The sequence below is a fragment of the Paenibacillus sp. OT2-17 genome (assembly GCF_009827695.1).
Taxonomy (GTDB): Bacteria; Bacillota; Bacilli; order Paenibacillales; family Paenibacillaceae; genus Paenibacillus; species Paenibacillus polymyxa_B.
Genome location: NZ_WUDQ01000225.1, coordinates 1 through 5,659, shown reverse-complemented (window position 1 = coordinate 5,659; position 5,659 = coordinate 1). Strand labels below are relative to the sequence as shown.

The 5,659-nt window shown below is 46.1% G+C and carries 7 protein-coding genes and 1 pseudogene; 7 read left to right on the top strand and 1 reads right to left on the bottom strand.

Annotated features, from left to right (window positions below):
* Together GRP75_RS18055 and GRP75_RS18050 are read left to right on the top strand one after the other, a co-directional pair.
* Nucleotides 1-951, top strand: a pseudogene (locus GRP75_RS18055) (hypothetical protein); the annotation flags it as partial.
* Between the two features lie 311 nt (nt 952-1,262).
* Complete coding sequence (locus GRP75_RS18050) at nt 1,263-1,445, top strand: hypothetical protein (protein ID WP_160789967.1); 183 nt, start codon at nt 1,263-1,265, stop codon at nt 1,443-1,445.
* 53 nt (nt 1,446-1,498) lie between these two features.
* On the opposite strand, the gene GRP75_RS18045 is transcribed toward GRP75_RS18050, so the two are convergent.
* The gene (locus GRP75_RS18045; RefSeq protein ID WP_023987431.1) at nt 1,499-1,867 is read right to left on the bottom strand and encodes a helix-turn-helix domain-containing protein; all 369 of its coding nucleotides are present in this window, start codon (nt 1,865-1,867) and stop codon (nt 1,499-1,501) included.
* Between the two features lie 327 nt (nt 1,868-2,194).
* Between GRP75_RS18045 and GRP75_RS18040 the strand changes: the two genes are divergently transcribed.
* The 5 genes from GRP75_RS18040 to GRP75_RS18020 all read left to right on the top strand — a co-directional run.
* Nucleotides 2,195-2,944 (top strand): Wzz/FepE/Etk N-terminal domain-containing protein, encoded by a 750-nt coding sequence (locus tag GRP75_RS18040; RefSeq protein ID WP_160789966.1) that lies wholly within the window; start codon nt 2,195-2,197, stop codon nt 2,942-2,944.
* Nucleotides 2,925-3,611 carry a CpsD/CapB family tyrosine-protein kinase gene (locus tag GRP75_RS18035; RefSeq protein ID WP_023987433.1) on the top strand — a complete coding sequence of 229 codons (687 nt, stop codon included), beginning with the start codon at nt 2,925-2,927 and terminating at the stop codon, nt 3,609-3,611. The genes GRP75_RS18040 and GRP75_RS18035 overlap by 20 nt, the downstream gene beginning before the upstream one ends.
* A gap of 85 nt (nt 3,612-3,696) precedes the next feature.
* A complete protein-coding gene (locus GRP75_RS18030) occupies nt 3,697-4,395 on the top strand; it encodes a sugar transferase (protein ID WP_023987434.1) in 699 nt (232 codons plus the stop codon).
* Between the two features lie 36 nt (nt 4,396-4,431).
* Complete coding sequence (gene fcl / locus GRP75_RS18025) at nt 4,432-5,370, top strand: GDP-L-fucose synthase (protein ID WP_023987435.1); 939 nt, start codon at nt 4,432-4,434, stop codon at nt 5,368-5,370.
* Nucleotides 5,371-5,391: 21 nt separating this feature from the next.
* Nucleotides 5,392-5,659, top strand: a 268-nt coding sequence (locus GRP75_RS18020; protein ID WP_160789965.1) for a GDP-mannose 4,6-dehydratase, incomplete at its 3' end; no start/stop codon positions are given.

Below are 5,659 nucleotides of genomic sequence, written 5' to 3'. Positions count from 1 at the left end.
GTCCAAAATTTGAAAACCTTCGGCGGTTCGAGCAATGGACTGGCGAAAAAGATGCTGAACACAGAGTTCGGTACCAATGATACGCATCGAGACAATCCAGATTACGGGGCTAGTCAGCCACAAGCAGCTGCATTCGACCGGATTATGCGTTCGCAAATTGGGTTTGCCGATATGTTTATCCAGCACGCTGCTTTTTATAAAGATTATACGCTGTTTAAAACAGGCTTCGATCTGCAAAGTCATAACCCGGCCAACACAGAAATTTATCCGTTCGGGCAAGGACAGGACACCCGCGTTAAGATCATGAGACGCTTGAGCTTAGCCTATGCCACCCATGGAAAACCTCTGACTTATACAGTGCTGAATCCAGAGGATACCAAGGATAAGATGGTGTATGTTCGTGCGGTGGATACGTCCAAGCTTAAACCGCTGGCAGGTAGCGGCGCTACTTCAGACAAATTGCTGGTGAATCTAGTGAATTTCGAAGCTACCACGCAGACAGTTCGTGTACGGGTAACGATGCCGAAAGCCGGTTTGTACATGGGTGAACGTTTTGGAGCAGGTTCTACTTACAGTCAGGCACAACGTTCCATATCAGGGCTCAAGGCTTCTCCTGCTCTTGATTTTGAAGAAAAGCTGGGTCCTGGCGAAGCGGTACAATATATTTTGGAATTAAAAAGTACAGATCAAACCGCAGCTTCAGCTCCAACAGGGGTGAAGGCTGCCTCTGTTCAGGATGGGGCAGTAAAGATTAATTGGCTTCAGGCAGAAGGCGTATCTTCCTATGATGTGCTGCGTGCTGACGGGACCGACGGGGCCTATCAGGTGATCGCCTCGCAAGTAGCGGGAAGCACGTATACAGACCGCACAGTAAAAGCCGGAGGCCATTATGTCTACAAAGTTCGGGCGACCGGAGGCACTCAGGTTTCCCAGGCAGCCGAGGTCGCTTAATATTAGATCGGAATGTATATAGGACCTTAGATAACGAATACCTAACATCATTTCGAATTAAAACAAAAAAGAACCTATCAGGAGAAAATAGGACCTGACAGGTTCTTTTTTGTTGGAAAATCGTTCTGATTTGCCAATACTTTACGTATAATGAAGAAAAAAATAAGAAAATCCTTTTATATTCTCGTCATAAGACGACAACATTGCAGGTATGTATTCATATATAATAGTTTTGTTCATGACTATACATACATGGTTTGTGGGAAATCTCTTTCCGGTGACCAAGAATAATAAAGCGAGGTTAGTGCTGAATGAACAAGGAGACAGAATTAGGGGTGAACAACCCTCTTTTTCGAAACAACGTACAGAAAGCAGACAAAGCTGCCATCCACTTGGACATCCGGGACATCTTGCTCCAATGTGGTATCACGATACCAGAATGGCTAGAAAGCGACACTGATGAAACCACATACCGGAAGGACAAGCGCGTGTAAATTCCAACGGCTGGTCTTACTTGATTGAGACGTAAGGCAGTCGGCCGCGTTCTTTATTCCATCATTCGTTCCATTCGGACAAATGCAATAAAACGTTTGGCTTCTTCCTCAGACAAGGTGCGTCCGTCAATGGTCAGGTTGAAACGTCGCAGAATATCCTCGTCGGACAGTTCAAGCTGGTCCACAAATTCCCTCACATCTGAATCCAATATTGCCGCCGGATGGCTCGTACGTCCCACCAAGTAGTCAATCGTTACCCCGAAAATATCAGCGAGCTTGGTCAGGATCTCAAAATCTGGCTTGCGCCTATTTTTTTCATAGTGAGAAAGAGCTGCCCGCGTAATTCCGAGGGATTGCGCTAGTTCCTCTTGTTTTAATCCCTTATGTTCTCGTAATTCAGCGATGCGGGTGCCATAATTCATCTGTTTTTCCTCCTGAAGGCAAGGTTAAGAAAGGTAAAAAAGCAATTTTACGCTTGACAAGATACGATTTGTATCATAAATTAGTTATGTAAGTTACATAACGTATCTTTATTTCATAGTTTTCACTTATGTCTTCGTTTATATACCCTAAGAGGCCACCGATGATTGAGCATTTTGTGCTTATTCGCTGGCTGGACCTTCTATGCGCTATTATACAACATTTTACTATAGATTAGAGGGTCATGCATCGTTCTTTTCCCCGTTATGCAGAGGATCAGTACAAGCGTTATTGCATCGAAAACAAGTCAATCAGGGAGGACTGGTCTTGTGCAGTTGAAAGAGTACATCCGTTTGATCCGTAAAAGAATGTGGTTGATTGGTAGCATCGTATTGCTGGTATGTACTGTAGTGGGCATAAAAAATGTATATTTTACCCCGCAGATTTACGAAGCTACCGCAAAGCTCATTATCAACCAGACGCCACGACCGGATCGTGCAGGTGTCGTTGATTACAGTGTAGTTCAAACGAATATAGCCTTAACGAACTCGTATAAGCAAATTATGATCTCCTCGGCGATTATGGATCAGGTGGTCGCCAGCTTCCCCGACCTTAAGGTCACTCCGTCAGCTTTGGCGTCAAAATTAAGTGTGAACACCGCAGGTGATTCACAGGTCATGGATGTAACAATCCGCGATTTATCGTATACGAAGGCTGTGAAAACCGTCAATGCGGTAGCCAAAGTATTCAAACGGCAAATCCCCTCTATCATGAAAATGGACAATGTCACCATCCTAAGCGAAGCCAGTCTGAATGATCCAGCAGTTCCCGTGAACAGTAATCCCGCTATACAGATATTTATTGCTTTTGCCACCTCTTTATTGTTGGGAATAGGCTTGGCGTTTTTGCTGGAGGTACTGGATGATACATTTAAGAATGAAGAGGATATTGAAAAAGAACTCGGTCTGCCTACCCTATCCCTGATTACGAAAATGAAAAAAGAAGATAAACGCTCCGACAGCTCCACTACAACTCCTAAACAGGTAGGTGAAGGGCAATATGCCGCGATTAATCAATAATCAGCTCGTTACATCCCTACATGCTCAGTCTTCCGTTTCGGAGGAGTACCGCATGCTTCGTACTAACATCCAGTTTTCTTCTATAGACGAGCCGATTGAGGTTATGATGGTGGCGTCCGCTCAGGCGGGTGAAGGTAGAACGGTCACGATTAGCAATTTGGCTGTAACCTATGCGCAAGAGGGGAAAAAGGTGCTGATTATGGATATGGATCTGCGTCGTTCCTCTTTGCACCATATGTTTGGTTTGCGTAATCACACGGGGCTGACACGGGTGCTTGCCAATCAACAGGCATGGCAGGATGTGGTTCAGGAAACCGGGATTGACCATCTGCATGCAATTACAGCCGGACCGAACCCGCCCAATCCGTCCGAGATGCTCAGTTCCCGCAGAATGAATGCTCTGCTGGTTGACCTAAAAGAACATTATGACGTGATCTTAATGGATACGCCGCCGTTGCTGTCCTTTCCGGATGGCTTAATTATAAGCGCTATGTGTGACGGAGTCATTCTGGTGGTGCAGGCAGGGAAAGTCAAAAAGGATATCGTCAAGAAAGCAAAAGCGAATTTGGAAAGAGTAAAGGCGCGCATTCTGGGTGTAGTACTTAATAATGTGAAGCGTTCGAATACCCGCGCCGAGCGGGGGATGGAGGAACGCAATCTGACATGAATAAAAAGGAGGAAAATGATAGTATATAAAATTCTTTTAACAATGTATAAATAATACTTATCAATAAGGAGCGAGGTGATGAGACGTGTCTTCTTCCCGCTCGAACGAGGCCGAAGTGCTGGGCGCGTCAGTGGATGTTTATTCGGTTGCTCATGGGCTTGAACGGCGGCAAGGATGGAACGTATACCCGTTCGTGAAGCGAAGCATGGATATTATATTGTCTTTCATTGGAATCATCGTGCTATGCCCGGTATTTCTGCTTGTCATTTTGCTGATTAAGCTGGAGGACCCAAAAGGAAGTGCAATATTTTATCAAGTACGTATTGGAAAAAACGAGCGGCCGTTTCGCATGATCAAATTTCGTTCTATGGTGTCTGATGCCGAAGCCAGATTGTCTGCACTGCTGGTGGAAAATGAAATTGAGGGTGCGATGTTCAAAATGCGGGACGATCCCCGAATTACCCGTGTGGGTCGCTTTCTTCGCAGAACGAGCATCGACGAGCTGCCACAACTGTTCAATGTACTACGTGGGCAGATGAGTCTGGTAGGACCCAGACCCCCATTGCCAAGAGAAGTCCATGATTACACAGTGAGGGATAAGCTGCGTCTGACGGTTACACCGGGCTGCACTGGTCTATGGCAGATCAGCGGTCGTAATCATCTAAGCTTTAACCAGATGGTAGAACTGGATTTGGAGTACATATCCAGACGCAGTTTCCGCACAGATATGATCATTATGCTGAAAACATTTCGTGTGCTGCTAGGCTCCAAGGATGCGTATTAAAGTCTTTCATTTTCACGAAGAAGGTAGGGGATAAGTATGGATCTTCATTCCAACATATATGTAGCAGGGCATAACGGACTGGTGGGTTCCGCTATTGTCCGAGCGCTTCAGGATGCGGGTTACCGTCATATTATTACTCGCACAAGCCGTGAGCTGGATCTACGCAATAAAGAGGCAGTAGATCATTTTTTTGAAACAGAGCCTGTGGATTATGTATTTCTGGCAGCGGCCAAGGTTGGTGGGATTTTGGCGAATAACGAATATCCGGCTGATTTTATCCGTGACAATCTGCTTATACAAACGAATGTGATTGATGCGGCATACCGGGCGAATGTAGGCAAACTGTTATTCCTCGGCTCTACCTGTATCTATCCTAAATTTGCTCCGCAGCCGTTGCGGGAAGAATATCTGCTTACAGGTGAACTGGAGCCTACTAATGAGGCCTATGCAATTGCTAAAATTGCCGGGATTAAAATGTGTCAGTCTTACAACCGTCAGTATGGAACCCGGTTTATTTCTGTGATGCCGACGAATTTATACGGTCCGGGCGACAACTTTGATCTCCAGACCTCTCATGTGCTGCCTGCGCTCATCCGCAAGTTTCATGAAGCCAAGCTGAATCAATCTCCGACTGTCGAAGTATGGGGCTCAGGTACGCCGCGGCGAGAATTTCTTCATTCTGATGATTTGGCTGAAGCCTGTCTGTTCCTGATGAACAATTATGAGGGAAATGAAATTGTAAATATCGGCGTAGGTGAGGATATCTCTATTCGTGAGCTGGCTGAACGAGTGAAGAATGTAGTCGACTATGAGGGAGAAATTACCTTTAACACCTCCGCTCCTGATGGAACGCCGCGTAAGTTGGTAGATGTATCCCGAATTTCCGAGCTGGGTTGGTCGGCGCGTATTTCACTAGAAGAGGGATTAAAGTCTGTGTATCAGGCATTTCAAGGTCTGGATCTGGTTGAACAATAAAAAAACGGTGGGGGAATGGGAATGAAAAAAGCGCTGATCACAGGGATTACCGGACAAGACGGGTCCTATCTGGCTGAGTTGCTGCTGTCCAAGGATTATGAGGTGTACGGGGTGCGCAGACGAACCAGCACACCGAACTTTGAAAATGTAGCGCATATCCAGAATGACATCCACTGGCTTTCCGGTGATATGACCGATCTGGCTTCATTGATCGAAGCCGTCCGTCAGTCCGACCCGGATGAGGTCTACAACTTGGCTGCTCAATCCTTCGTAGCGGCCTCATGGCCGC

What these genes read in the sequence shown, in the direction of transcription:
- GRP75_RS18050 (WP_160789967.1), top strand. Translation starts at nt 1,263, where the DNA reads ATGAACAAGGAGACAGAATTAGGGGTGAACAACCCTCTTTTTCGAAAC.
- GRP75_RS18045 (WP_023987431.1), bottom strand. Translation starts at nt 1,867, where the DNA reads ATGAATTATGGCACCCGCATCGCTGAATTACGAGAACATAAGGGATTA.
- GRP75_RS18035 (WP_023987433.1), top strand. Translation starts at nt 2,925, where the DNA reads ATGCCGCGATTAATCAATAATCAGCTCGTTACATCCCTACATGCTCAG.
- fcl (WP_023987435.1), top strand. Translation starts at nt 4,432, where the DNA reads ATGGATCTTCATTCCAACATATATGTAGCAGGGCATAACGGACTGGTG.